The sequence below is a fragment of the Enterovibrio norvegicus genome, from assembly GCF_002876705.1.
Taxonomy (GTDB): Bacteria; Pseudomonadota; Gammaproteobacteria; order Enterobacterales; family Vibrionaceae; genus Enterovibrio; species Enterovibrio norvegicus_B.
The window spans coordinates 97,572-120,847 of record NZ_MDAG01000007.1; the positions used below are offsets into that span (position 1 = coordinate 97,572).

A 23,276-nucleotide genomic window follows, 5' to 3' on the forward strand; every position below is an offset into this window, starting at 1 on the left:
AGAAGCTAGAAGCTAGAAGCATGGTGTCAGAATGACATAACAAACAAAGAAAAATCCGGGAGCATATCCCGGATTTTTTGGTTTCGCTGTTTGTATATCAAGAACTCAAAGCCGCAGCTTATGACCCTGTAACTGGTGCTAGGCTGCTGACGTTTTAAAGTACTTCACCAGATCCAACAAGTTTTCCGCTTCAACCAGCAGGTTCTCGCTCGCGGCGGTTGTTTCTTCCACTAGACCTGCATTTTGCTGCGTCATGTTGTCCATTTCGGTCACAGCGCGGTTTATTTCTTCAATGCCGAGTGATTGTTCTCGTGTCGCTGTGCTCATGTTAGAGAGCATCCCAGAGACTTCTTTGATGGCTTCAACAATGTTCACTAAATTATCGCCAGACTCGCGCACCAGATGTGTGCCGTCTTTAATTTTGCTGACACTCGCATTGATCAGTTCTTTTATTTCTACCGACGCCTTAGCACTGCGTTGAGCGAGGTTTCTCACCTCCCCTGCAACCACTGCGAATCCGCGGCCTTGCTCGCCAGCACGCGCAGCTTCTACCGCCGCATTCAGAGCCAACAAGTTCGTCTGAAAGGCAATTTCGTTGATCACGCCGATGATGTCAGAGATCTGTTTGCTCGAATTCTCGATTTCTGCCATCGCATCCACCGCTTCTAACACCACTTTTCCACCGCGCTCCGCTTTGGTGGTTGCGTCTGCAGACAAGGTATTCGCCGTCACTGCGGTATCGGCATTGAGCCTGACGGTCGATGTCATTTCCTGCATGCTGGCAGAGGTTTCTTCAAGACTGGTCGCTTGCGATTCGGTGCGGTCACTCAAATCTGTTGTGCCCGTTTTAATCTCTCTTGCTGCCGCACTTACCGAAACAGACAGACGGGTAATATCACTCACCAACTCGTTTAAACGGTGCATGGTTGAATTGAGCGCATTGCGGACAGGCTCGAACTCTTCATCAAGGGTTTCTTCGATCGAATGCCTCAAATCCCCCTTCGAGAGTTTTAATAAACACTCACTGATCAGGGCAACCGCGCGTTTTTTCGCGGTAATGTCCGTGGCATATTTGACGACTTTAAATGGGTTGCCGTTGATATCAGCGATCGGGTTATACGAGGCTTGTATCCACACTTCGCGGCCTCCTTTCCCGAAACGCTTAAACTCCGCACTTTCAAATTCACCGCGATTGAGTTTCTCCCAAAACGCTTTGTATTCCGCACTGCCACTGTATTCAGGATCGACAAACATGGAATGGTGTCGCCCTTGCACTTCTCTGCTCGTGTATCCCATCGCATTCAGGAAATTGTCATTAGCGGTTCTGATCGTGCCATCCATATTGAATTCAATCACGGCCTGAGACTTACCAATGGCGTCAATTTGTCCTTCAAAGTTCGCATTGCGGTTTTTTTCTTCCGTTATATCCGTGGCAAACTTCACCACTTTGAACGGATTACCCGACGCATTAAATATTGGGTTATAAGAGGCTTGAATCCACACATCACGCCCTGCTTTCCCCACGCGCAAAAACTCGCCAGATTGATATTTCCCTTCCGCGAGGTGTCGCCAAAAACGTTTATATTCCGGACTTGAGCAATGGTTGTCTGATACGAATATGCTGTGATGCTTGCCCTCAATGTCTTCCAGTTCATACCCCATCGTATCGAGGAAGTTTTCGTTCGCCGTTAAGATATTGCCTTCAAGGTCAAATTCAATCACCGCCTGTGATTTATGGATCGCATCAATTTGACCTTCAAAATTGGCCGTAAGCATTTTTTGTTCAGATATATCAGACGCGAATTTGACGACTTTAAAAGGCTTACCTGAATCATCAAAAATCGGATTGTAGGAGGCTTGGATCCAGACTTCTTTCCCGCCTTTGCCTAAGCGTTTGTATTGCGCGCTCTGGTGTTTCCCTTTCGCAAGGTTCTCCCAAAACACCTTATATTCCCGACTTTTGGCAAAGAGTGAGTCAACGAAAATTGAATGGTGTTTCCCTTCTATTTCGTCAAGTGAGTACCCCATGACGGACAGGAAGTTGTCATTCGCAAAGAGGATATGACCGGAAGTATCGAACTCAATGACGGCTTGACTGCGGTTTATGGCATCAAGTTGTCCCTGTACATTCAGTGCACGTATCTTATGCTTCGTGATGTCTGAGGCAAATTTCACCACTTTCACCACATTGCCTTCAGCATTATAAACAGGGTTGTAAGATGCTTGGATCCACACAAGCTTTCCGTCATTCCCCACACGCTTAAACTCCGCCGTTTGCGATTTTCCACGCCCCAGTTGTGCCCAGAATGTTTTGTATTCTTGGGTACTGGCATACTCAGGCTCCACAAACATAGCGTGACTTTTCCCTTGGATATCAGACAGGTTGTACCCCATTACCCCTAAGAAATTGTCGTTTGCAGTGAGTATTTTACCTGTGGGATCAAACTCAATAACTGCGAGAGATTTGTCCAATGCTGCCATCTTCGCATTCGCATCTTCGCTGGCCTCATCGCGAGTACCTATCATGTTGCTCAATGCGCGCCATAAAGCGGTCAGTGTGGATGTTCGCATTTTCTAGACTCCTGTTCCGAATACATGAATATTAGTAGAGTTCTTGCGGATAACAGGGGCGATTTGGCGATAAGTTCCGCCATTTGAGAGGTCAAAACAGTACATGGATTTGTCATGTGAAACACGACAATGAAAAAAGCCAGTATCACCGTCTGGCAACACTGGCTTCAATAGAGAAAGTGCGGGAATTAAATCAAACCAAGCTCGCGTAAACGCTCCATCAGATAGCTGTCTGCGGTATGACGCTCTGACAACACCACTTCAGGTTTTGGGTGTAAAAACAATGGCAGAGAAATGCGGGATTTTGACATGTCAGCCCCTTCAGGGTTCACCACGCGATGTGTCGTTGAAGGGAAGTAGCCACCAGAGGCTTCTTGCAGCATGTCGCCAATATTGATGATCAAGTTACCAAAATCACAAGGCACATCCAGCCAATCACCTTCTTTTGATAACACTTGCAGCCCCGGCTCGTTTGCCGACGGCAAAATGGTCAACAAATTGATGTCTTCATGTGCCGCAGCACGGATAGCATCGACGTCTTCTTCGCCGCTCATTGGTGGGTAGTGAAGAACGCGAAGCAGGGTTTTATCACTGCCATCGACCATGCTCGACAATGACTGTGAATAGTTTGCGGCGACATTCTCAGGGGAATGTTGCTCAACCCAGCCCAGTAACTGCAAAGCCACTTTGTTCGCTTCCGCGTAGTAGTTATCCAGTTCAGCTTTTAGCGCGTCAGGGCATTGGCCCCAAGGGTAATAGTGGAAGAATTCTTTGATGTCTCTCTTCTTGTGGCCTTTCGCGACCTCTGACACCTTGGCAGAGAAAAATCCATCTTGGGTCTTTGGGTTAAAGGTAAAATCGCCCTTGTCATCGCTATCAAAAAAGCCTTGCCAGTTTGCATAGACAGATGACACCAAGTCTTGGCTGATTGGGTGGTTTTTCAGAACGCCAAAGCCGGTGTTTCGAAGTGATTCTACAAATCGTTCTGCCGCGTCTGCCGCGTTAAAATCTACTGCTTCCAGTTTCATGGTGACTCACTTTCTCTTGGTTTCGTTATTGTTATGTCTTCCCAGTGGTGCCTATTAAGCCTCAGCTGCTTAGGATCGGTTGACCTATGTGGTCAACACATGTTGAGCAGCACCAACGAGGGAATTGCTGTGAATTCTAGCAATGGATCGGAAGACAACAAACCTTATAAAGAGGAAACGTGCTCTGTATTAAGTAACCACAGGGAAAGGCGCTGATTGAATTGTTCAGGAGCTTCGAGCGGTGCGAGGTGATGCGCCCCGGTAAGACAATCCATTTCACCCTCAGGGTAAATGTAGGCGAGTACCTTCTTCGCACCGACGGGCGTGTAATCATGTTCTGCAGAGAGAATAAAAATCGGACACCGTACAGCGGCTAACTTGCCCGTCACACTCCAATTGACGACGGCATTGAACGCCGCAATATAGCTTTCCCTGTCGTTACGCGACCAACGGGCTACTGCCTTTTCTCGTGCCTCTTCCAGCCCTTTACCTGGCAACAATTGCTTGGCCATTAGCTTGGCAATGTTTTCTACAGAGACGTAGGCCAATAGAAATCGTCGAGATAACAACATCCACCATTCATTCCATCGACGGGGTTTGCACTCAGCAAGGGCATTCACCACAGCTAAACGCGCCACTTTTTGCGGGTGATGAATAGCAAGCTCAAGACCAACCATTCCCCCCATAGAAATACCAATGACGATCGCTTGATCTACCTCAAGTTCATCAAGCAAGGCATGAATGATCCTTGCGCAATACGGCAAACTAAAGGTATGAATATCGCCATTTGATTCACCGTGTAACGGAAAATCAGGGGCGATCACGTCGAAATTAGATTTGAACGCATCGATCTGCGCTTGCCAATCACGATGGCTTGACCCTAGTCCATGAAGAAGTAGAAGCGTAGGGCCATTTCCCTCGCGTTGATAATGGATGGTCGTGTTTGCACACTGACAAGTTGGCATTGAAAGTTATCCCTTTACCGTCGCGTTGATATTATCGATACGGCGCGATAAATCCGAACAGTCTCAACAAGCTCTGGTCTACCCCGCTACAACAGTAAAAGAGACCGAGCTTTACAGTGTAAAAGCTCATCAACCTGCTTTTTTCAACGACAACTGTTCAGCGTGGAGCGCGTCCCACTCTTCCCTCAGTACGCCATATCGCAACGAATCATAGTATTCGCCCTGATAGAAGCGCACTTTCCGCATCCGCCCTTCTTCACTCATTCCAAGCGCCTTGGCACATTTCATCATGCGTGGATTGCCCGACCATGTTGTTAAACCGATTCTGGCAACGTCATGGTGTTCAAACAGGTAAGATATCCATAAAGTGAGTGCTTTGCGCCCAAGTTGTTTCCCCCAGTGCTGGGAAGTAAACAAGGTGATCCCCACTTCTAGCCAGCGGGTTGATTGATCTTCCCAGTAACAGGAAAGGTAACCAATGGCTTCGCCGTGGTAATCAACCACCATGGCAGTTTCGCCTTCCTTTAACCGCCTAAAAAGACGACGGCCAAATTGGAATCGCGATTGGTATTCGAGAGGGATATACGGGGCGTCGTGCGCTTTCCATTCGTTATGGATATAGATGTATTGCCACAGAAGATCTTTTTCATTTCTCCGCGCCGGTCGCAAGCAAATATCGTCTAGCGTCAACATAACAATCCTTTGTCATCGCCGCTGTATCGCGGTCTGTTTTCTTTACGTTATAGCAGGTGTTCGCTCTTCGCCAACAGGATTCATGACAATAGCATCAAGAGTTTCGCCTTCGTCAAACTCCCGTGAAAATGCGTGCTGATAAGGCGTCAAGATGCGCCGAAAAAACCGGGGGCACGCGCCTTTCTCTCAACATCTCCACTAAGACGTTCTAGACACAATAAAAAGTGGACTTTAGCGGGGTCTTTCCTAACCTTGAGGCAAGGCGCTCAAAAGATTGCGCTTACGACATGCTCTAGGGGAATTGACGCTATGTCTCTGACATCACAGCAAATTGCACTCATCACAAACAGTTTTAACCAAGTCGAACCCATCGCGTTGAAAGCGGCGGACATTTTCTATGACACCTTGTTTTCCTACGATCCAAGCTTGAAACGCTTGTTCAGAGGCGACATGAAACAACAAGGTCGAAAGTTAATGGCAATGTTGCATGCCGCGGTTAACAGTTTGGACACACCTGACAAGCTTGTGCCTGTTTTGCAAGAATTGGCCAAACGGCATGTGGCGTATGGGGCGAAGAAATCCCATTTCACGCCAGTGTGTAATGCGTTGCTGAATACGTTGAAACTCGGACTGGGCGATGCATTTACGCCAGAGGTACGTGCAGCTTGGGTTGCGTTGCTTCATTTCGTGGCTGATACCATGAAAGAAGAAATGCCAGCTTAGGCTTATACCTCGACCTCGACCGAATTAAGCGTCTGTCACCCAACCCCATCCATAAAAAAACGGACGCGAGAGAGGCGTCCGTTTTTTAGGTTTCATGACGTCAATAAAGCCTGAAGCTAGATCTTCACTTCTATCGGACCACTGAACGCATTCACCGCAGGCGCTTCGCCTTTGAATTTCTCGTATTCGACGAGACAGGTATAGGCACTGCACGCTTGCGCCAGTTCAGACGTACCGACATCCAGCGTCACCGTGTTGGGATCGCCGTACGTATCGATCGCGCCTATTTCCGATCCCGTCGGGCCATACCAAGCACCTTCTTGAATGCGGATCACACCCGGAGGGTAACTGTCTGACACCACAGCACCTGCGATCAACTGTCCACGATCGTTGTATACACGGATCAAGTCGCCATCTTTGATCCCTTTAGCTTTCGCATCCGCAGGGTTGATGTAAGCAGGCTCACGCCCCTGCACTGCGTATGTTTCACGCATCGCGGGAGATTCACACATCTGGGAGTGCAAACGCTTGTCTGGGTGACACGATTGCAGCCAGAACGGGAACTTGTCGGAACCCGGCCCACCGTGTGAGCGCTCGGCTTTTTCAAACCACATGGGGTGCTCTTGGCAGTATTCATACCCATAGCTACCGATTTTACGGCTGGTGATTTCAATAAAGCCCGAAGGCGTACCGAGCGGGTTCAATTCTGGATCTTCACGGAAAGCCGCATGACGAACAAATGTACTGCCCTCACCAAAGCTCACATAACCGTCTTTCCAGAAAGTCGCGAAATCTGGCATTGGGAACTTGCCTTTGTTCGCTTCGGCACAGTCATTGTAGAGTTTTTCCACCCACTGCATGTCGTTCATGTCTTGGGCGAACTCTTTGTCTTTACCCACACCAAAGCGCTGTGTCAGCCCTTTGAAGATGTCAAAGTCCGTGCGAGATTGATAGAGCGGATCCACCAGCTTGTGCATGGCGAGCACGCCCGTGGCGGAATACGCACCGTACAAATCGATATCATCACGCTCAAACTGGGTACAGGCTGGCAATACAATGTCTGAGAAACGGCATGTTGCGGTCCACGCAAAGTCGATCGTCACTGCCGTTTCAATATTGTGATACGCCTTTTTCATCCGGTTATGATCTTGGTGGTGATGCCACGGGTTGTTCCCGCTGACCACCACCATTTTGATCGGCGGCAGCTTCACCTTGTTGCCGTTGTAATTGATCTCTTTGCCCGGCTCTTCAATGGATTCAATCCAACGCGCCACAGGAATGGTGCTTGAGAAGCCTTTAAAATCATTGTTGTCATGAAGTGGTGTCATGCCAGGGTCGAGGTTACGCGGGAAGCCCCCCGGTCCAGCAGCGCCAGTTGCAGGCTCGCCAATACCGCTGTAGTGGTGCGCATAAGACACGCCACCGCCAGGTAAGCCGATGCCACCCAACATGCTTGCGATCACCGCGCCCATCCAATACGGCTGCTCACCATGCTGCTGACGTTGTACACACCAACCAAACATGATTTGGGTGCGATCGCTGGCAAGCATGCGCGCAAAATCGCGAATACCGTCGGCTGAAATGCCACAGATGTCTGCGGCCCACTCAGGTGTTTTCTCGACCTTATCTTTGGTTTGTCCCATGACATAACCAATGAAATCGTCGAAGCCTAAGCAGTACACATCAAGGAAATTCTTGTCATACAGCTTTTCTGTGTACAGCGTATGCGCAATCGCCAACATGAATGGCACGTCGGTTTGCGGGTTGATGTATTGGTGTTCACAACCCAAGTACTTCTGCGTTTTGCTCGCAACAGGATCTACGCAAATAACGCGCGTTTCCCCTTTCGCGACTTTGTCTTTGAGTTGCGCGAAGTAGTCATACACATCGTGGGTTGGGCACTGCCAGCCGACCTGCGCATTTTTCACCGGATCGTTTGCCCAAATAATGATTTGCTTGGCATTCTCCAGCACCAATGGCCATGAGGTTTGCTGCGCGTAAACCTCGGTAGAGCCAAGAACATACGGCAAGATAGTTTGGCCAGCACCGGTGGAGTAGTCCCCAATTTTCTTCACGAAGTAGCCGTGCATCGCCAATGCACGTTGCATGTGCGTGGTACAGCTTTGGAACTGTCCGGTTTGACGCCAGCCCGTTTGCCCCGCCAATAAACCCGATGGTCCATAGGTTTTCTGTACGCGTTCAAGCTCGGCATAGAAGAGATCGAGGGCTTGATCCCACGTAACACGAACAAAGCGGTTATCGCCACGTGTGGTATTCCAGCCTTCGCTGCGTTTTAGCCAGTCCAAGCGCACCATGGGATAACGCACACGGGAGGGGTTATATATCAGCCCTTTGATGCCATCGATCATTTGACTTGGATTTTTGTCATGGCTAAACGGCACGATTTCTGCCACTTCACCACCCACAACGCGGGCACGGAATGCGCCCCAATGTGAGCCTGTTGTGCGCCAGACACCGTCCAGCAATTCTGAACTGGCTTTGGCATCGGTAGAAACAAGTAAACTCGGACCAATCACTGCCGTCGCACTGACGGACAGCATGCCTTTGAGGAACTTGCGTCGGTTCATCTTCATTCGGCTATCCCTCTTAGTGCTCAACAAACGTGCTGGAGTGTTTTTGTAGGTACTTGAGTACCAACGATTGTGTGGCTTGGTCGAAATTCACAAAGCCCATCATGCCGTCAAACATACCCGGCCACGTATTGGCATCAAAGTGTGCTTCATCTGGCTGGGTGTGACACAAGCTACAGTTGGTTTGATACGCTTGTTTTGCTTCTGTCCATACAGGATCGATGTTGTCGAGGAAGTCAGCTTTCTTCGCCCAAAGATCGACTTCAACACGTTGCCACGTCAGGCCTGTCAGCTCGTCTTCTTTGGTTTCAAAGGTTCTGATATCGGTATCACTTTGCGCCACAACTTTCGACAAGGCTGCCGATGGAATATTGAGACCAAAGTCTTCATAAATCACGCGGCCAAAGCCTTTCAGTTTACGCCAGCCCGTCAAGGAAACCCTGACAGCCGCGTCAGTATCTTCAAGCACAGTGACCATGGAAGCAGGCTCTAGCACACCACCGTCATCTTTCAGTTCTTGATCAACATAAAGCTCTAGGAAGTTCACGCTGTAGATCGGCTTGTCTTTTTTGTAGCTGGTGCTGTGAGACATGGAAATGAGTTTGCCCAGCATGCCGCCCGTGGAATCCATTTCAGCAGGAAGTTCGTGTGCAATCCCTTTGTGACAGTCGATACAGCTTTGGTCGCGCTCTGCCGCTTGTGCCATTTGCAAACGGGCAGCAGGACGCATGTTTTCAATCTGCATGCTTTCATATTTATGGCAGGTTTTACATTCGGCAGAACCATTCGCGGTGAATCGCGCCCATTCGTGCTGTGCGAGCTCTAGACGTTTATCGAGGAATTTTTCACGCGTACCAATCATGCCGAAAATCTGCGCATACACTTCCTTACTCGCCTGCATTTTCCGCGCAATTTTATCTGTCCAGTTATGAGGAACGTGGCAATCGGGACAGGTTGCTCGCACACCCGAGGTGTTTGACCAATGCACAGTGTGCTGGAGTTCTGGATATACGTTGTCACGCATAGAGTGACAACTGATACAAAACTTCTCGGTGTTGGTGACTTCTAATGCGGTGTTAAAGCCGCCCCAAAAAATCACCCCGGCAATGAACCCACCAAGGGTTAGGGTGCCAAGACTGATTTTGGTTGCTGGGCGTTTTAACGTCGCCCAAAGTTTTAGTACAAATTCTTTCATGGTTGTCTGCTCTTCATCATTTCTCAGGAGGTGTCACTCGTGTTAGCCGTGCCCTGGGGGGCCGAAAAAGAACACCTGACTCATCCAAATGGCGAAGCCATAACCACCGATTAGCATCACGCTCAAAATAGGGAATAGGAAGACGGCAATAAAGAAAAATGCACGCCATTCATAACTCCGCTTTTCGGGTTCTTGAACGATATCTGATTCATGTTGATCCATGACGTTGTCCCTCTATCTCGGTATCAATGACCGAGTCGCTTCCAGAATTAAAATTATGTTCAACACTAGTCTAGAAGACGGTACGCAAAAACGTGTCTCTTTATTGATGCAGATAGGAATGTAAAGTCATTGATAACAGTACGGTACGTGTTGGGGCGGGATGCAGTGAATTAGCGGGAAATGTAAGAATGGGGACAAGGTGTCCCCATGTCTAATTTTACTGACCCGTTGATACTTTGAGGACTGCGGCTAACTCGTCCAGCAGCTTCTGTGTATCATCAGAGAGGCGGTTAATCTCGTTGGTGGATTCCGATGAACGAGACGCCAATTGCCTCACTTCATCTGCCACCACAGCGAACCCTCGCCCATGCTCACCTGCACGTGCTGCTTCTATCGCCGCATTCAATGCCAGTAAGTTGGTTTGCTCTGAAATACCGTCGATCACTTTTGCGATGTTGGAAATCTCTGAACTCGAGTTTGCTACGCCATCCATGATTTCACTCATGCCTTCGCGCTGCTGCACTTGTGCAGTGACATCTTTAACAAACGCCGTGTACAAGGTTTTGCCACCCACCTCGACTTTAGACAATGACAACAAGCCGTAAGCAAGCTTGCCATCTTTGCGGTGTACCGGTACTTCGCGGCTGGATCCGACAATCTTATCTTGCCCTGTCGTTCGGTTCGCATTCACATAGTTATCGTGATTGGATTGGATCTCTGGTGGTACCAGCATTTTGATGTTTTGACCCACCACTTCAGAAGGATCGTAACCCCACAGTTTCTCCGCGGCCGGATTGAAGAAGGTCACGATGTTGTTTTCATCAATGGTGACAACCGCATCAAGCGCTTGTGAAAGGGTTTGTGTGATCGCTTCTTGCGCCATGCGTTGCTCGGTAATATCACGCACGAACGCGGTGTAACCGATGTTGCCGCCAATATCCACTTTTGACAGTGAGAAATTGACCCAAATACGTGATTTGTCTTTACGTTGCATTTCCAACTCACGGGCAGAGCCCACGATCTTGTTGTTGCTTGTCCGGCGGTTCGCATTCACGAAATTATCGTGATTAGATTGAAACTCATCGGGCACCAGCATTCGAACGTTATTGCCAACCACTTCATCGCTGTTGAAACCCCAAAGCTCTTCGGCCGCAGGGTTGAAAAAAGTCACGTTGTTGTCAGGATCAATACTGACCACAGCATCGATCGCTTGTCGAAGCACTTGTTCATTCTCTTCTCGCGCCAAACGCTCTTGAGTAATGTCTCGTGCAAACGCCGTATAACCCACTTCATCACCCACCTCGATACGAGAAAGTGATAAATTCGCCCACAGCTTTTTGCCATCTTTTCGCTCAAGCTCTACATCACGACTGGTGCCAACAATTACATCAACGCGCGAGTCACGGTTGGTGTTTACGTAGCTGTCGTGAACAGAGCGAATTTCTTTGGGAACAAGCATTTTGACGTTTTGTCCAATCACCTCTTCCTTGCTGTAACCCCATAATTCAACTGCCGCATCGTTCATATATGTCACGCAGTTTTTACCATCAATGGACACAACGGCATTTACCGATTGGGACACCATTTGCTCAGAGCGCTCACGCGCGAGCACTTCTGCGGTTACGTCGCGAATGAAGGCAGACCAACCACTCCCACCAGCAACATCAACTTTGTCGAGGGTTAAATCGCACCAAATTTTTTTGTTCGCATGATTTTGAAGTTGTGTGCGCGTGGTGCCTTCCTGCAAAGAGCCAAGCTGCAATGTGCTGATATCTTGTCCAATTTTGTCCTTTGCAGAGCCGCCAAAAAAACGTTCCGCAGAGGCATTCATGTAGTAAATTCGATTTTTCTTGTCGGTATAAACAATCGCGTCGGATGCTTTATCCAGAATTTGCTTGCTCACGCCATTTTTTTTGCTTCCAAACAATCCCATATCTCTAGACCTGCAATGAGTAAAAGGAACACTTATGTCATCATCGTGACATTTGTATAAATAGTAGACAGGGATTTTAAGACCAACAAATATGATTTCTTAAAGAGATAGATAGGTAATAGATGAAGACATAACGTTCAAAATGGCGCATCAACGGAAGAAAGCGCGATCCAGCGTTAATTTCGTCTTTGATTGAGGTTTATGAACGCATTTTGAGTATGCAATGACATTTACACTGTAAACACTTGCCGACAATTTAGCACCCTGCGCAGCAAGCACAAGGTTGGGATTGAGCAAGAGTTCAAGACTCCTTTTTGGCAGTCATAATGTCTCCATAAGAGCCCATCAAGCACTTGGCCTTCTGTCGCTCTTACCCTCATAACAAATCCGAGTTAAAGGAAAAGTCGTCATCATGAAATCATTCATCCTTCGGGTTTCGCAAGGTCCGCGAGCAACCTACCCTCGCCGATAAGCCATCTACGGTAAAACTGCCTTGTAAGACTTCAACCTCGTGCAGAAACTCTCCGTGCATGTTAGAGAGTCATGGGCATTCACTGAGTCTTATCGTTGCCTCTCCGACCCGTTTGCTATCTAAGTCGAACACAGAATACCTCACTGATATATACTCACGAAAATGGGTTTTAAACTCCCTACAAACATCGTTCAATACACTATCTCTATCAAATTCATACTTCTCACCTTCCCTGAAAACATCATTGAACGTATAAAGGTATTCAAGCACCAAGTACTCACCGACAATATCAAACCAAGTAAGCTCTTCATCAAAGATAAACGGTAGCGTTTTTCTGGTTTCATCAGCGATATAAAATATTAACTTTTGTTGCTTGAGCTTCTCTATGAACTCTTCGAAGTGAACGTTAAATGACGCGTCATAAAGTTCCCCATTAATCGCTGCCAACTTGTTTAGCTTCTCTTCCGCATTATCGATATCCTGTAAGCCAGCAATACACCTATCAACAGATATTTTATCTTCTTTTGATATACTCTTATCTCCGCTAGCACGTTCAATGAAATCAGTGTTAAAAATTGGTGCACAGATTTGAGACATCAAGTTTTCAGCAAGTATTTGCATCTCTTCTTTGCTGAAAATTCTACGGTAAGTATTTGCTGTTCTCTCGCGAAAGGAGTCTGAAAAGGTACTGTTAACAAAGTCTTCAATCACTGGTAGAAACTTTTATCATCTTCTTCCTCAAAGATTTTATTTGCCCAGATTTCTATTGATAGCGGTATGTTTTGGTTAACACTTCTGTCCACAAACTGCCGATAAACATCCTTTTCTTCAGCGACTGCTGTCCATGACAGAAACACAATAGCAACACCAATCCAGGCTCTCATTTTCATCGGCACATCCTTGCGCGTGGGGTTATTGGGGAAAGTCTTGTGGACCCACGTTATCAGCGGCTCAGACATAAAGCTATGACAGTGACCATCTCGCCTTTTTTAATTGGTCACTGAAAACCAGCATCACATTCATGAAAAGGCTTTGCAGAGATGTTCATCTCATCCACACGCTAGCACTGTGGAGCTTTACAGTGAGGCCAGAAAAGCCATAAAGGAGTAACTGAACACTATCCGCCGAGGTCGGTTTGATGACGGTCGCGACCTGACTGTATTGCGGCATAGGTTTGGCTCAACGCGCCCGCGTGATACGAATATCACCAATGGTAAAGGTATGATGTTCTCTCTGTCGTGTGCATTGCACTGTTGGCCGCAAGCGAAAAGAGTTCAGTGGTGAGAGTCAGAGTTCAAGTGTTCATGCCCGCGCGGTAGCGCGGGCAATATTAGAGGAGGTTAGATGAAAAGGTTCAGTTTGATATACACATCTCAGGTACAGGCCATGACACCACTTTTCTGTCCACGCCAGCGGAGTAGCCAACGCCTTTTTGGTCTGAAGTAACGTGTGAAACCCAGCCATTATGGACTTCCTGAGTCACGTAAATCGTCGAGAGGTCTTTGGTAATGAAGGCAATATGCCCATCAACGGTACCAATAGCCAAACATTCATCCACTTGACCGAATGACTCCACGCTAACCTGAAGAGGCAATGCCTTGATGAAGTTTCCACGCTCATCCAGTTGCACTAACTTATTGCCTTTCATAAAAATAGCGATGTCATCATGAAACTTCATGGCTCCAACAACCTTCTCACTCCTGTCGGTCATTGCAACATATCCATCAGACAGGATAACGCCATCGTCTAAGTCGATGACCTTATGGTTATTGCCATCCTGTTGTAAGATGTGTAGAAACTCTTTGGATTCAGAGAGAGCATGGTGAACCCGAAAGCCTCGCAACAATATCGGTATTTCTTTTGTCAGCTTAAAGCTCGGTAATTTGTAAATACGTACCGGACTACCTCTGGAGAAATTAATCATCGTGTTATCAAAAAAATGCCACTCAGTGTAATAGGCTGATGTCCGGCCATCATCCTCTGTAAGAAACGTGTATTCTTCATTTTTCTTAATGAAGTTAAAAACAAATTTGTTTTTGTTGTCACCAAATATGCTAATTACTTCATCGTTCTTTTCGTCCTTGATAAAAATAGAAAAATCATCTAAATCTCTACTTTCTAAAAGCTCTAGAGCTGATGACAACACGAGGAGTTGGTCATAACCCTTGAAGTCATGAGCCGCATAGACACCATCGTCAGCCCCCAACAAGTAAGCGATGCCAGCGGCCAATTTCTTTTCCTCTTTGACATCGAGTGTCAAAGGCACCTGTTCGAACTTGTTGGACGAACAAGCAGACAGTAAAAAGACAGACATAACCAAAAAGACAAATCGGAAACTTTTCATTTCATATCCTTATCTAATGAAACTATCCATAGGTGAGGTAATACGACTTCAACGCTAAGAAGTCCTGTTGTCACTCTCATAGAACCTCACTATCAAATCGCAATGAAGCTCAGTAACCAACTCCTCCCTGACATTCAGCGACAGAGAGTTCATCGGTCAGAGTGATGGCTGAAAGGAGGCTTTTTTCTAGATTTAAGTGCTCTTGGAACACATATTAACTTGGCATATTTATGAACTCACAGGGTATGCAAAGTCTAAATGGGGTAATGTCGGTTAGAAAAATTTCATTCAATGAAATCAGCTAGTACAAGACACTTCAATTTCTTGGCAAACAGCCGAAAATACAAAATCAGCAGAGCCTGCATGGAACCTGTATATCGGAAAACTAAGGTCTTTTAACGCATTCGCCCCCTTTTCCCAAAGTACTTCACTTTGTTCGAGTTCATCCATCGAATGAATGAACTCGACACTAAAATCAAGGCACATCCATGGCGGTTCGTCGGTGAAGTCAGGTTTATAACTCATAGATAGAAGACCTATGAGTATCAGACTTTCAGTCTTATCAGGGTACCAACTGAACCCTATCTCGACGGTATTGGTTTCGATGTTAATCGCTACCTGATAAACACTAGAACGCTTGAATCGCTCTACATCAAAATTCATATGCTTTACCTAACTACCTAACATAGACATGATGGGTACTCCCCAGCCCCATAACTCCCCCTCAAGGGAGTTGTGCGCGCGTAATAGGCTAAACCGCACCTGGTACACTACGAACATCAAGATATCTCTTTCCTTGATAGTCCATTGTGTTAAATACACCTAACAACTCTAGACCTTTTGTCCCACCGAATCGCCTCATAAAGCCCTGCAACTCTTGTTGGTTATCATGCATGAACACGCCTATATTAGTGGGCTTATCACACAACGGGATATTTATGAGGGCGAACTTGTCATAACCATATTGAGCAGCAATCTTTGCCGCTCGATAGACATACTGAGAAACGGTGTGGGCTAACATTTCGTCGCTGTCGGGTTTCCCAATCATTTCCAGTTCTTTATTCAAAGACCCTGGTGTTTTATTGAAGCATTGGTCTATTGAGTCGCTCTCTGACGTGCTGGCACAACCAACAACAACTGATACCAATCCAACCAAAATCAAGCGATACACACCCATAGTTACTCCATTATGTCACGATAACAGGCATCTCCCAGCCCGAAGGTTCAGCTTAAGAGATTAACAGATGGTGTGCAAAGTAGGCGCCTCGTGGCGATTTAAATAAGTTTGGCTTGGCATACTTGAAGGAGGATATTCCCTTAAATATTAGACGATTAAGAATGTGTGACATTTACACTGTAAACCGAAAGTCCACATAATAAACCACCAACATGGTGCACTCTTGCGCTACGCTATGATAGTTAACTTGCTATGAAATAAAGAAAAACCATGAAACTAAGTGCATCGCCCATTCTCTACCACATTTACGTTAGGAGTTTTTTCGACAGCAATGGCGACGGCGTTGGCGATCTTGATGGTATTCGGGAAAAGCTGGACTATTTTGCGTGGCTCAATGTTGATGGAATCTTGTTATCACCCATTTTTGAATCGCCATTGAGCGATTTCGGGTATGACATTACCAACCTCAGTGCGATCAACCCTGAATACGGCGACATGTCGACATTCAAGGCGCTGGTGGAAGAAGCCGAGGCACGCGGCATTGCGGTCTTTATTGATTTCGTGGCGAATCACACTTCGAGTAAACATCCTTGGTTCTTAGACAGCGCGAGCAGCAAAACCAGCGAAAAAGCCGACTGGTACATTTGGTCGCCCGCACGGGCAGACGGTACACCGCCAAACAACTGGCTCACCATTTTCGGAGAATCAGCATGGCGTTGGCACCCAACACGTGGTGAATATTACTTGCACAACACCCTCAGTAATCAGCCCGACTTAAACTACCGCAACCCCCATGTTGTTCGCCAGTTGATGAAAGATGTGCGCTTTTGGCTCGATACTGGCGTTGCGGGGCTTCGCCTTGATTCCGTGAATCTGTTTTTGCACGACGATAAGCTGCGTAACAATCCGCCTCGCCACTTGGGTTGGCAAGATGAAGCCAGAAGCGATCCTTACCGCTATCAAAGTCAGCGGTACAACATCAGCCGCCCTGAAAACATTCATTTGCTTAAACAATTACGGGTGATTGCGGATGGGTATGATGAGAAAAAATGGCTGCTTGGATCGTTAAGTGACCCCTCTCCGTATGCAGTGATTGATCGGTACACCAGTGAAGGCGATGCCCTTGATGCTGCCAATATTTTTGAATCCCTCAGCCTTTGCCAAAATGTGCATCAAGTCGGTGAGCAATTCACTGCGTTTTTCAATGCTGTACACCCGGGGCTAGGTTGTTGGGGGTTGGGAAATCATGATATCGCACGTACAGTTTCGCGCTGGCAGCATGCGAACAATCAACCTGCCGCAGCGAAAATGCTGCTGACCTTACTTTGCTCACTGCAAGGTGTGATCAGCATTTATCAAGGCGAAGAGTTAGGCTTGCCCGAGGCACATGTTTCCCCGTCAGATCGTAAAGATTTATTCGGTCAGCAAGTCATTGCCAACTATGTGGGGCGAGATGGATGCCGCACACCCCTCCCTTGGAAAGAAAATGCCCCCTTCTTTGGGTTCAGCTCTCAGTCACCATGGCTGCCCATTGATGACGAACATAAAGCCTTTTCAATTGATGCGCAGCAGCAAGACCCGCAATCAACGCTTAACTTCACCCGCGACATGTTGGCATGGCGACAGCAGCAACCTGCATTGCGAGAAGGCAGTTGCCGCATGCTGGCATTCAACGAAGCACTCATGGTGTTTGAACGCCACCACGCATCACAAACCTTGGTGATTGCCATCAACGGCTCAAACCAAGAGGCCACGATCCGCCTTAATTTACCGAGTCCCGCGAAAACACTGCCACTTCCTCACATGCAGGTTTCCCCGCCAACACAAAATGAAGCATTACACCTCGCACCTTGGCAAGTCTGGGTAGGTGAGCTTTACAGCAACTAGTTGTTTATTCAAACACATTGTTCAATAGGAAACCCCATCCTAAGGGCCTACTAATTTAGCGAAAGCTCATTGTTGAACACACAAAAAGAAGAACAAACAACCATACTGTTATCACCAAGCACCCTATAAACCTTACAAGCTTGGACACTGGAAGTTATGTCATTCAAAGGAGCTAAAAATGACAGATCCCGTCGTGTTTGATAACAAACCCACAAAAGTCGACCTCGAAAAAGGCAAAGAGTATTACTACTGCCGCTGCGGTAAATCAGCCTCTCAACCCTACTGCGATGGTTCTCATGCAGGAACAGGAATCACCCCTCTTGCTTACAAAGCGGAGAAAGATGGTGAAGCGTATTTTTGTGCCTGTAAGCACTCTGCCAACATGCCGTTTTGCGATGGCACCCATACGCGCTATACCGCAGAAGACGTTGGTAAACCGGCGCCAGAAGTGATCGTTACCGACGCCGCAGCGCAACCTGCGGCGAAAGCGACCAAAGAAGAACCGAACGTCGAGCTTATCCACCAGCTTGCAAAAGATGGTCTTACCAAATTTGGTCATCACGGTCCTATGACGTCGATGGGTGTGCCGCGCTATCAATTGCCTGAATGGGATCAAATCCAGATCATGGTGGCGCAAATGGCCGCGAAGCCGCTGTTGGATGACGCGGTCGTCGGCACAGAATTGGTGATCGGCCCGAACGCGAAAAAGCCGCTGACCTTAAAAACGCCACTGTTTGTGTCTGACATGAGCTTTGGCGCGCTGTCTGAAGAAGCCAAAGTCGCGTTGGCGAAAGGCGCTGAATTGGCAGGCACAGGCATTTGTTCCGGTGAGGGCGGCATGCTGCCAGAAGAACAAGCTGCGAATAGCCGCTATTTCTATGAGCTTGCCAGTGCGGAGTTTGGCTACAACAAGGACTTGATGAAAAAAGTCCAAGCTTTCCACTTTAAAGGCGGCCAAGGCGCAAAAACCGGCACAGGCGGTCACCTCCCCGGCATCAAAAACAAAGGGAAAATCTCTCAAGTGCGCGGCATCGCCGAAGGCACCGACGCAATTTCACCTTCGACATTTACGGACATGAAAACCGCGGCGGATTTCGCGCGCTTTGCGGATGACGTAAGAAAAGAAAGTGGCGGCATTCCGATTGGGTTCAAACTCAGTGCTAACCATGTTGAGCGTGACATGGCGTTCGCTCTGGAAGCGGGTGCAGACTACATCATCCTTGATGGCCGTGGCGGCGGTACGGGCGCTGCGCCAGTGATGTTCCGCGATCACATCAGTGTCCCCACCATTCCTGCGTTAGCACGTGCTCGTCACTTCCTTGATTCGCAAGGTGTAAACGGCGTGACGCTAATCATCACGGGTGGTTTGCGTGTGCCGAGTGACTTTGTAAAAGCCTTGGCATTGGGTGCAGACGGTATTGCGTTGTCCAACAGTGCAATGCAAGCCATTGGTTGTGTGGGTGCGCGTATGTGTAATTCCAACATGTGTCCATCAGGCATTGCTACGCAAGACCCAGAGCTTCGCAAACGCATGAATGTTGATGTAGGCGCTGAGCGTTTACAGAACTTCTTCAACGCTTCTACGCATTTGATGCAAGTCATGGCAAGGGCGTGTGGGCACGATCATCTCGGTAAGTTCGTGATTGATGATCTGGCAACGTTCCATAAAGACATGGCAGAACTCACTGGGATCCCATATTCCGGTGTGGGCCCACGATCGTGGTAATGTGCAAACTTTAAGCAAAAAAGGCAGGGATCATCCCTGCCTTTTTCGTTTATGGATCATTGCGTTAGTCACCTAGCCACTTGATCCTGCGGCTTTGCTCACTAAACACGCAATGAACGTTTAATCTCCCCCCACCACCAATGACGGTTTGGTTTCACCGACCACTGAACGTGGGTAGGCTTGACCATCTTTATCGAACAGATGGCAGTAATCCGCAGGGAACTCAATACAGCGTTTATCACCCGCTTTGATGGTGGTTTGCCCTTCCACGCGAATAACCACTGGCTCGTTGCTCTGCGGCGTGCTGAAGTACATCAGGCATTCATTACCCAACTGCTCCACCACACTCAGTTCAACGCCGCCTTCTTTGATCGCATCCTTTTCGCCAAACTGAATGTGTTCAGGGCGAATACCGATCACTGCTGGGTCGCCAACCTTGGCATTGCGCGTATCTGCCGATACCACGATTTCTTGCCCACGGTGAATTTGCACCCGTGTCGTGATTTCGCCAGTTTCCACGATATCGGCCGTCAAAAAATTCATTTTTGGTGAACCGATAAAGCCCGCAACAAAGGTATTTGCAGGGTGGTTGTAGAGCTCAAGCGGCGAGCCCACTTGTTCTACGCGGCCCGCATCAAGCACCACGATCTTGGTTGCAAGAGTCATGGCTTCCACTTGATCGTGCGTCACGTAGATCATGGTTGCACCTAAGCGCTCGTGAAGACGCGCGATTTCCATCCGCATTTGCACACGCAAAGAAGCATCCAAATTCGACAATGGCTCATCAAACAAGAAGACTTTTGGCTCACGCACAATCGCACGGCCAATGGCTACACGTTGACGCTGACCGCCTGACAACTCTTTCGGTTTACGCTCAAGCAAAGGCTCTAGTTGCAGCGCTTTCGCCACGCCCATCACTTTGTCTTTCACCGCATTGGCGTCAGTTTTTGCCAATTGCAGGCCAAACGCCATGTTCTCGTAAACCGTCATGTGCGGGTACAGCGCGTAGGACTGGAACACCATGCCGATGCCGCGCTCAGGCGGTGGCAAGTCGTTACACACTTCACCATCAATGCTCAACACACCTTCAGTGATGTCTTCCAAGCCTGCAATCAAACGAAGAAGCGTTGATTTACCGCAACCAGATGGCCCAACAAACACCACGAAGTCGCCTTTGTTGATGTGCAAATCAACATCTTTGGTGACGTGGACTTTGCCGAACTTCTTATTCACTTTGTTTAAAACTACCTCAGCCATACTGCATCCTTACCCGGTTGAATCTGTTGCAAATGCCGCCTGATAGGGCGGAGCGCTAACCTTCTCGTTGCCAAGGTCGAAGGTAAAACCATGCCCATCCAAGGCGCGCCAAGTGCCTTTCGGGAGCGATACCGTCATCGGCGCATCAGACAAATTAAGCACCACCAGCACGCGCGCGTTGTTCGTCGATTGCGTATCGGTGCGGACAAATTGCAGCCCTTGATCATTGGCCTTCACATCACTGATGTCGCCGTGTACCAACGCAGGGTGCTGTTTCCGCCAACGCAGGAATGTGCGGTAGTGGGCCAGCATGCTGTCGCTCAATGTTTCTTGCGCGTCCACCGAGAGCGGCACATGGCGATCATCAACCGGCAACCAAGGCTGCACATGGCTAAAGCCTGCGTTTTCAGAGCCAGCCACCCAAGGAATCGGCGTGCGGCATCCATCACGGCCTTTGTATTCCGGCCAGAAAGGGATGCCATACGGGTCTTGGATCTTCTCAAACGGGATCTCTGCTTCCGGCAAACCAAGCTCTTCCCCTTGATACAAACACACACTGCCGCGCAATGAGGTCAGCAAGGCGAGCAGCACTTTGCCATAAGCATGCTGATCCGCTTCGTTTTCACCCCAACGGGTAATGGCGCGCACCACGTCGTGGTTAGACAGCGCCCAACACGGCCACCCATCACCAATCGCAGCCTCAATGTTCTCAATCACCGAGGCCAAGTAAGCCGGTGTGCGGTGAACATTAAGCAGGTCGAAGGTGTACGCCATGTGCAGTTTGTCGTTGCCGCTCGTGTATTCCGCCATCAATGCCAGAGGGTTGTCGTCACCGATCTCGCCGACGGTCGTGATGTCGTCATATTGGTCGAGCAATTGACGCAGCTTTTTCAGGAACGACAAGTTTTCAGGCTGTGAAATGTCGTATTGGTGACGCTGCATGGAGTAAGGGTTGGTACCCGGTACACCCAAAGATTTGGTGTCTCCTTCTGACAGCGGCGGGTTATCGCGTAACAAGCGATCGTGGGTGTAGAAATTCACCGTATCGAGTCGATAACCATCCACGCCCAAATCGAGCCAGAACTTCACCGTTTCCAGCAAGTGTTCAACCACTTCAGGGTTATGGAAATTCAGATCTGGCTGGCTGACCAAGAAGTTATGAAGGTAATATTGCTGGCGGCGGCTTTCCCACTGCCATGCACAACCGCCAAAGATAGATAACCAGTTGTTTGGCGGCGTGCCATCCGGCTTAGGATCTGCCCAGACGTACCAATCCGCTTTCGGGTTATCTTTGCTTTGGCTACTTTCTTGGAACCACGCGTGTTCGTCTGAGGTATGACTCAACACTTGGTCGATCATCACTTTCAAGCCAAGCTCGTGCGCCACCTTGATCAGCGTTCTGAAATCATCCAAAGATCCAAACAACGGATCCACGTCGCAGTAGTCAGAAACGTCATAACCAAAATCTTTCATGGGCGAACGGAAAAACGGCGATAGCCAGATCGCATCCGCCCCAAGTGCCGCGACATACGGAAGTTGCTGGGTTATCCCCGGCAAATCCCCGATGCCATCTTGGTTAGCATCGCTAAAGCTGCGTGGGTAAATTTGATAAATGACTGCCCCGCGCCACCAAGGCAATAGTTGATCTTTCATATTGTATTTATCCCTTAACTGCGCCTGCGGTGAGGCCAGATACAATGCGTCGTTGGAACACCAACACCATAACGATGAGTGGAACGGTCACGATAACGGACGCAGCCATGATGGTGCCCCACGGCAATTCGTACTGACCCGCTCCCGAAATAAGCGCGATAGCAACAGGCACGGTGCGCTGTTCGTTGGTGAGTGTGAAGGTGAGCGCGAACAAGAATTCGTTCCACGCTGCGATAAATGCCAACAGGCCCGTTGTGACCAATGCAGGCCACAACAGCGGCATCAAGACTTTGACGATGATTTGCCATGGCGTCGCACCATCAACAATGGCGGCCTCTTCAAGTTCAAGCGGCAATTGCTGCATGAAGGTTGTCAGCACCCACACAGTGAACGGCAAGGTGAATATCATGTAAGCCAGTGCCAACCCCGGCATGGAGTTATACAACCCCATCGCACGGATAAGCTCAAACAAGCCCGACAAAACCGCCACCTGCGGGAACATCGACACCCCAAGGATGGTCATCAACACGATGTTTCGACCACGGAAGCGAATGCGGCCCAGCGCGTAAGACGCCGTCACGCCCAGCAACAATGAAATTGCCACCACGACGGTAGACACCATGACGGAGTTCAGGAGGTTTCGCCCAAACGTGCCGCCAGAGAAGACGCTGGCGTAGTTCGCCCAGTCAAACACAGACGGAAAGTATTCCACTTCAAACAAGGCAGATCCTGACTTGAACGAGGTGACAATGGCGTAATAGAACGGGAAAACGGAGAACAGCACGATGGCTGCAACCAAGAGATAAAACCCGACTTGCCAATACCATTTCTTCGACATA

At 48.4% G+C, this 23,276-nt stretch carries 19 protein-coding genes and 1 pseudogene; 3 read left to right on the top strand and 17 right to left on the bottom strand.

Going from position 1 to position 23,276, the window contains the following annotated elements:
• Nucleotides 1-138: 138 nt before the first annotated feature.
• The 5 genes and pseudogenes from BCT27_RS26055 to BCT27_RS03565 all read right to left on the bottom strand — a co-directional run bounded on the left by BCT27_RS26055 (nt 139) and on the right by BCT27_RS03565 (nt 5,257).
• Nucleotides 139-924, bottom strand: coding sequence for a methyl-accepting chemotaxis protein (locus BCT27_RS26055; RefSeq protein WP_479684315.1), 786 nt, complete (start codon nt 922-924; stop codon nt 139-141).
• Nucleotides 925-1,047: 123 nt separating this feature from the next.
• Nucleotides 1,048-2,571, bottom strand: a pseudogene (locus BCT27_RS26060) (PAS domain-containing protein); the annotation flags it as partial.
• A 188-nt stretch (nt 2,572-2,759) separates the two neighbouring features.
• Entirely contained in the window at nt 2,760-3,599 is an 840-nt protein-coding gene (locus BCT27_RS03555) for a 2OG-Fe(II) oxygenase family protein (RefSeq protein ID WP_102395057.1), read from the bottom strand.
• 164 nt (nt 3,600-3,763) lie between these two features.
• On the bottom strand, nt 3,764-4,564 hold the full coding sequence (locus BCT27_RS03560; RefSeq protein ID WP_102395058.1) for an alpha/beta fold hydrolase: 801 nt from the start codon (nt 4,562-4,564) through the stop codon (nt 3,764-3,766).
• Between the two features lie 129 nt (nt 4,565-4,693).
• The gene (locus BCT27_RS03565) at nt 4,694-5,257 is read right to left on the bottom strand and encodes a GNAT family N-acetyltransferase (RefSeq protein ID WP_017016139.1); all 564 of its coding nucleotides are present in this window, start codon (nt 5,255-5,257) and stop codon (nt 4,694-4,696) included.
• A gap of 309 nt (nt 5,258-5,566) precedes the next feature.
• Here BCT27_RS03565 and BCT27_RS03570 point away from each other — a divergent pair, with 309 nt between their 5' ends.
• Nucleotides 5,567-5,980 (top strand): globin family protein, encoded by a 414-nt coding sequence (locus BCT27_RS03570; RefSeq protein ID WP_102310601.1) that lies wholly within the window; start codon nt 5,567-5,569, stop codon nt 5,978-5,980.
• Between the two features lie 116 nt (nt 5,981-6,096).
• On the opposite strand, the gene torA is transcribed toward BCT27_RS03570, so the two are convergent.
• From torA to BCT27_RS03615, 9 genes are all read right to left on the bottom strand, one after another.
• Nucleotides 6,097-8,574 carry a trimethylamine-N-oxide reductase TorA gene (torA, locus tag BCT27_RS03575; protein ID WP_102318075.1) on the bottom strand — a complete coding sequence of 826 codons (2,478 nt, stop codon included), beginning with the start codon at nt 8,572-8,574 and terminating at the stop codon, nt 6,097-6,099.
• Between the two features lie 13 nt (nt 8,575-8,587).
• Entirely contained in the window at nt 8,588-9,766 is a 1,179-nt protein-coding gene (gene torC, locus BCT27_RS03580; protein ID WP_102318076.1) for a pentaheme c-type cytochrome TorC, read from the bottom strand.
• Between the two features lie 42 nt (nt 9,767-9,808).
• Nucleotides 9,809-9,988 (bottom strand): trimethylamine N-oxide reductase system protein TorE, encoded by a 180-nt coding sequence (gene torE / locus BCT27_RS03585; RefSeq protein WP_017011711.1) that lies wholly within the window; start codon nt 9,986-9,988, stop codon nt 9,809-9,811.
• Nucleotides 9,989-10,205: 217 nt separating this feature from the next.
• On the bottom strand, nt 10,206-11,921 hold the full coding sequence (locus BCT27_RS03590) for a PAS domain S-box protein (protein ID WP_102395059.1): 1,716 nt from the start codon (nt 11,919-11,921) through the stop codon (nt 10,206-10,208).
• A 541-nt stretch (nt 11,922-12,462) separates the two neighbouring features.
• On the bottom strand, nt 12,463-13,104 hold the full coding sequence (locus tag BCT27_RS03595) for a hypothetical protein (protein ID WP_102395060.1): 642 nt from the start codon (nt 13,102-13,104) through the stop codon (nt 12,463-12,465).
• On the bottom strand, nt 13,101-13,283 hold the full coding sequence (locus BCT27_RS03600) for a hypothetical protein (RefSeq protein WP_102395061.1): 183 nt from the start codon (nt 13,281-13,283) through the stop codon (nt 13,101-13,103). The genes BCT27_RS03595 and BCT27_RS03600 overlap by 4 nt, the downstream gene beginning before the upstream one ends.
• Nucleotides 13,284-13,747: 464 nt before the next feature.
• On the bottom strand, nt 13,748-14,737 hold the full coding sequence (locus BCT27_RS03605; RefSeq protein ID WP_102395062.1) for a hypothetical protein: 990 nt from the start codon (nt 14,735-14,737) through the stop codon (nt 13,748-13,750).
• A 297-nt stretch (nt 14,738-15,034) separates the two neighbouring features.
• A complete protein-coding gene (locus BCT27_RS03610) occupies nt 15,035-15,400 on the bottom strand; it encodes a hypothetical protein (protein WP_102395063.1) in 366 nt (121 codons plus the stop codon).
• Nucleotides 15,401-15,488: 88 nt separating this feature from the next.
• A complete protein-coding gene (locus tag BCT27_RS03615) occupies nt 15,489-15,914 on the bottom strand; it encodes a hypothetical protein (RefSeq protein WP_102395064.1) in 426 nt (141 codons plus the stop codon).
• Nucleotides 15,915-16,184: 270 nt separating this feature from the next.
• Here BCT27_RS03615 and BCT27_RS03620 point away from each other — a divergent pair, with 270 nt between their 5' ends.
• Both BCT27_RS03620 and BCT27_RS03625 read left to right on the top strand, forming a co-directional pair.
• Nucleotides 16,185-17,801 carry an alpha-amylase family glycosyl hydrolase gene (locus BCT27_RS03620; protein ID WP_102318078.1) on the top strand — a complete coding sequence of 539 codons (1,617 nt, stop codon included), beginning with the start codon at nt 16,185-16,187 and terminating at the stop codon, nt 17,799-17,801.
• A gap of 178 nt (nt 17,802-17,979) precedes the next feature.
• Nucleotides 17,980-19,527 (top strand): glutamate synthase-related protein, encoded by a 1,548-nt coding sequence (locus tag BCT27_RS03625; RefSeq protein WP_102395065.1) that lies wholly within the window; start codon nt 17,980-17,982, stop codon nt 19,525-19,527.
• Between the two features lie 120 nt (nt 19,528-19,647).
• Here the strand turns inward: BCT27_RS03625 and BCT27_RS03630 are convergent, their stop codons facing one another.
• Genes BCT27_RS03630 through BCT27_RS03640 form a run of 3 tightly spaced genes read right to left on the bottom strand, consistent with a single transcriptional unit; the run spans nt 19,648 to nt 23,275 of the window.
• Nucleotides 19,648-20,784 (bottom strand): ABC transporter ATP-binding protein, encoded by a 1,137-nt coding sequence (locus tag BCT27_RS03630; RefSeq protein WP_102390774.1) that lies wholly within the window; start codon nt 20,782-20,784, stop codon nt 19,648-19,650.
• Nucleotides 20,785-20,793: 9 nt separating this feature from the next.
• Nucleotides 20,794-22,437: an alpha-glucosidase gene (locus BCT27_RS03635; protein ID WP_102395066.1), complete on the bottom strand. Its 1,644-nt coding sequence runs from the start codon at nt 22,435-22,437 to the stop codon at nt 20,794-20,796.
• A gap of 7 nt (nt 22,438-22,444) precedes the next feature.
• Entirely contained in the window at nt 22,445-23,275 is an 831-nt protein-coding gene (locus tag BCT27_RS03640) for a carbohydrate ABC transporter permease (RefSeq protein WP_102395067.1), read from the bottom strand.
• Between the last annotated feature and the right edge of the window lies 1 nt (nt 23,276).

Excerpts from the sequence above, each read along its gene's own strand:
- BCT27_RS03635 (WP_102395066.1), bottom strand. The coding sequence starts at position 22,437 with ATGAAAGATCAACTATTGCCTTGGTGGCGCGGGGCAGTCATTTATCAA.
- BCT27_RS03565 (WP_017016139.1), bottom strand. The coding sequence starts at position 5,257 with ATGTTGACGCTAGACGATATTTGCTTGCGACCGGCGCGGAGAAATGAA.
- torA (WP_102318075.1), bottom strand. The coding sequence starts at position 8,574 with ATGAAGATGAACCGACGCAAGTTCCTCAAAGGCATGCTGTCCGTCAGT.
- BCT27_RS03620 (WP_102318078.1), top strand. The coding sequence starts at position 16,185 with ATGAAACTAAGTGCATCGCCCATTCTCTACCACATTTACGTTAGGAGT.
- BCT27_RS03605 (WP_102395062.1), bottom strand. The coding sequence starts at position 14,737 with ATGAAAAGTTTCCGATTTGTCTTTTTGGTTATGTCTGTCTTTTTACTG.
- BCT27_RS03615 (WP_102395064.1), bottom strand. The coding sequence starts at position 15,914 with ATGGGTGTGTATCGCTTGATTTTGGTTGGATTGGTATCAGTTGTTGTT.
- BCT27_RS03640 (WP_102395067.1), bottom strand. The coding sequence starts at position 23,275 with ATGTCGAAGAAATGGTATTGGCAAGTCGGGTTTTATCTCTTGGTTGCA.
- torC (WP_102318076.1), bottom strand. The coding sequence starts at position 9,766 with ATGAAAGAATTTGTACTAAAACTTTGGGCGACGTTAAAACGCCCAGCA.
- torE (WP_017011711.1), bottom strand. The coding sequence starts at position 9,988 with ATGGATCAACATGAATCAGATATCGTTCAAGAACCCGAAAAGCGGAGT.
- BCT27_RS03625 (WP_102395065.1), top strand. The coding sequence starts at position 17,980 with ATGACAGATCCCGTCGTGTTTGATAACAAACCCACAAAAGTCGACCTC.
- BCT27_RS03610 (WP_102395063.1), bottom strand. The coding sequence starts at position 15,400 with ATGAATTTTGATGTAGAGCGATTCAAGCGTTCTAGTGTTTATCAGGTA.
- BCT27_RS03560 (WP_102395058.1), bottom strand. The coding sequence starts at position 4,564 with ATGCCAACTTGTCAGTGTGCAAACACGACCATCCATTATCAACGCGAG.
- BCT27_RS03630 (WP_102390774.1), bottom strand. The coding sequence starts at position 20,784 with ATGGCTGAGGTAGTTTTAAACAAAGTGAATAAGAAGTTCGGCAAAGTC.
- BCT27_RS03570 (WP_102310601.1), top strand. The coding sequence starts at position 5,567 with ATGTCTCTGACATCACAGCAAATTGCACTCATCACAAACAGTTTTAAC.
- BCT27_RS03590 (WP_102395059.1), bottom strand. The coding sequence starts at position 11,921 with ATGGGATTGTTTGGAAGCAAAAAAAATGGCGTGAGCAAGCAAATTCTG.
- BCT27_RS26055 (WP_479684315.1), bottom strand. The coding sequence starts at position 924 with ATGCACCGTTTAAACGAGTTGGTGAGTGATATTACCCGTCTGTCTGTT.
- BCT27_RS03600 (WP_102395061.1), bottom strand. The coding sequence starts at position 13,283 with ATGAAAATGAGAGCCTGGATTGGTGTTGCTATTGTGTTTCTGTCATGG.
- BCT27_RS03555 (WP_102395057.1), bottom strand. The coding sequence starts at position 3,599 with ATGAAACTGGAAGCAGTAGATTTTAACGCGGCAGACGCGGCAGAACGA.